The 3,642-nt window shown below is 32.4% G+C and carries 2 protein-coding genes; one reads left to right on the plus strand and one right to left on the minus strand.

The window, feature by feature from the left end:
• Positions 1-417 precede the first annotated feature (417 nt).
• Complete coding sequence (gene rhuM / locus Q4Q55_RS09980) at positions 418-1,461, plus strand: RhuM family protein (RefSeq protein ID WP_303372656.1); 1,044 nt, start codon at positions 418-420, stop codon at positions 1,459-1,461.
• A gap of 189 nt (positions 1,462-1,650) precedes the next feature.
• Here the strand turns inward: rhuM and Q4Q55_RS09985 are convergent.
• Positions 1,651-3,642: ABC transporter transmembrane domain-containing protein (locus Q4Q55_RS09985; RefSeq protein WP_303372657.1), on the minus strand; the 1,992-nt coding region annotated here is incomplete at its 5' end.

The raw sequence follows: 3,642 nt of genomic DNA on the forward strand, positions 1-3,642 counted from the left end.
TCATCAAGTCTCTTCAGCAGCCATGGAGTGTAGTAGTTGACTATGTCTGTTCTTCCGCCCACATTAATTATCATCGTATCACATTATTTATTTATGTTTTGACCAGGTATAATTTTTAACATGCCTAATTTGCAAAACTTATCATGGAAATCCATAATATTATCTGTAGTGAGAGATAAGTATTTGACAATTTATTATTGGCATAACACACTTCAAATTATCTACTACTTTTAGTGAAATTTGTTCTATACAATACAAACAGATAAGGATGAAAAGTAGTGGAATTATCTACTACTTTAGTCAATAGATATTAACAAATATTACTTTTAAAATGCTCTTACAAAAAGAGGATATAATAATCATTAACATATATAAAAACAATTATCCAATTTTTAAATTAAAGTCAGGAGGAATAATATGCCAGAATTCAAACTTATTGAAAAGTTGCTATACAAAAGCGAACAGAATGATATAGAAGCCGAATTTTTAATAGGAAATGAAACCCTATGGGCAAGTCAAAAAGTTGTAGCAGAGATTTTTGGAACCAGTTCTCAAAATATATCAAAGCATTTCTTAAAAATAATTGAAGATGAAGAGTTAGAAGAAAAAGAAGTATCCATATCCTCCAAAAAATTATTTGAAAACCAAAATGAGTTTATCAACTCAGAGTTGATAAACTCTAAAAAAGGCGGAAGACCCCAAAAATGGTATAATCTTGACGCAATCATATCAATAGGATACAGAATAAACAGTAAGGAAGCAACACAGTTTCGTCGTTGGGCCAGTAAAATTTTAAAGGAATATATGGTGAAAGGATTTGTCATCGATAAGGAACTCCTGAAAAAAGGTGGAAGATTTACAGAAGACTATTTTGATGAATTATTAGAAACCATACGAGAAATAAGGGCTTCAGAGAGAAGATTCAATCAAAAAATCACAGACATTTATGCAACAAGCTTTGATTATAACAAAGATGCAGACATAACAAAAGAATTCTTTGCCACAGTACAGAACAAACTGATATATGCAATAAGCAACCATACCGCAGCAGAACTCATAGAAACACGAAGCGATATTGAAAACTCCCATATGGGATTGACAACTTGGAAAAAAGCACCCAATGGAAAAATACTCCAAAGTGATGTAGTAATATCAAAAAATTATCTAAATCAAAATGAATTATTTAGGTTAAATAGTTTGGTGGAAGGTTTTTTGAATTTAGCTGAATCACGCGCAGAAGACAGAATACCAATGGGCATGAAAGATTGGAAGGAACTGCTGGATGACTACCTTAAACTTCGAAGGCTGCCAATTCTTGTTGGCAAAGGTAAGATATCTGCTGAAGAAGCACGAGAACATGTGCTTGAAAAATATGAAAAATTCAGAGTCCTGCAAGATGAAAACTTCATTTCTGACTTTGATCAAATGATTTTAGATATTAAACGTCTAGAAGGAAAATAATATAATTTAGTTTAAAATAATTTTTGTTGTAAATCAATATAACTGAGTTCATTGACTTCTTTTACAACAACACCAATCATCAATGGCAAATCGGATTATGAAACCTCAAAGAATTATTCAAAAAAAGCATCAATTCAAATTGCAAGAATAATTGAGCTTACATCAGACATCAAGATGATTGAAATTCAATTATTTATCGTTTTTATAGTCAATGATTGCAAATATCCTTTTGATGCTTGAAAATGAAGTTTCAATAGTGGCCATCGAGGAACTTAGCTTTTTAATAGGATCTGTTAATAATTGCCCATACATAATAACTGCCAATAGAGTCCCTATCTGAATCTCATTACCTGCTAAAAAGTAAATCCCCGCAATATAAACAGTTATCTTACTTATATTTGTTAAAAGGGTTGTAACAGGCACCATAAAATTAGTAACGTTTTTGGATTTGACATAATAGTCAATTACAGTTTGATTCATTTTTTTAAACCCTTTTTCATGGAATGAATCACGATTTGACAGGCCTCTTTCAAAATAGCTCATCAATCTCCCCAACTGCATTTGATGACCATCGTAATAGTTTTTAGATTTGACATCACATACATAAAAGCAAACGGCATAAACCGGCAATATCACAAGGTATATTAAGCTCAACCTGAAGTCTGTCATCACAATCAACACTATTACAAAGACTATAAATAGAATCTGCGCATAAATTTCAGTAAATTTAGATGAAACAAACTCCCTGATGTTCATCACATCGTTGTTTAGTCTGGATAGAACAAGACCCTTTGAATTTTCCTGAATGAAATCGGAACCAACAGCATCAAGCTTATCAAATAATTTCACTCTTAAATCATATGCTACTTTTTCACCTGTGGCCCCCATGATTCTCTTTGGAGGTAATTTAAACAGATATCCTACTGAATACAATACCAGCAACAGGGCAAGACTAATGTAGATAGCAGGGTCATTAGTTGAATTCCAATTGGAAGCCAATAAATCAACTGTTTTTCCGGCAACTTTTGGGGCATAAACCATGCACAATGTGGATATCGTAAGTAAAATCATTGATATTCTTACTTTGGCCTTATCCTCTTTTAACAATGCAGTGAATTTTTCAGAGATACCCTTTCTTTCATCCCATATGCCCTTAGCCTCTTGAGCAATATCCTCCTCAACAATCTCTATTTCCTTCAGATTATCATTTGTATTGGATTTTATGATTTTATCTTCAATATTCAAGACTTCCTCCAAACGCACAGAAGTGGCATATGCACGTGGCCATCTGTCAATTAATGCAGGAATATTAGCTAGAGTAGTGATGAAGTAGGCAACATATACCAGAATAATGAATGAATCAATTACACTATCAGTTTCAAATCCAATGGTGTATCCTGAATTAACCATTGCCAATGTAACCAGGACAATAACATATAAACCCCACATTAATATTGGTCCGAGGTAACATTGACTTTTAATATAGATGACATTTTTATCATAGGAGTTCTCACATGCCTTTTCAAATTCGACTTCATACTCCTGTTTGTTAAATGGAATCCTGCCAGCTATATCATTGATTTTGGATAAGAATAATAAATTTAGTTTACCATATGTCTTTTTAGCTCTGAAAAATATTTCCACAATCTGTTTCATTCTAAAAATTATGATTGCAGAAAGAACACCAATAAATCCTAAGAAAAATAATGCATAAGTTCCATCAATCAATGCTATTTCATATACAATTGCTACGAATGTAACTGGAATAAGCATTAACTGTTCGAGTATCATCACTATAAATCCCTGTTCGGAGGACATACCTCTGGTTGACCTTGTAACTAGCCCTGAAATTTTAAATTTATCAATTTCCTCACGAGGCAAGTTCATCAGAATATGGAATATTTTCTCACGGACAGTATATGCTGATTTTGAAGCCACTCTTGTTGTGAGAAAAGAGATGACATAAACGGCAATCATTGAAATGACGGTATACATTAACATATATAATCCTGATTTGAAAAGCAAATCAACGTTCTGTTCTTTGACTCCAGTCAAAGCCGCACCGAACAAATCAATTATTTCCATTTGAAAGAATGTCTGAATGATTATTAATGCGAAAATATACACTATTGTTTTCCATTGGAATTTTAATGCATCACTCAAAAACTTTTTCATAATAAT

Source organism: Methanobrevibacter sp. (assembly GCF_030539555.1).
GTDB lineage: Archaea > Methanobacteriota > Methanobacteria > Methanobacteriales > Methanobacteriaceae > Methanocatella.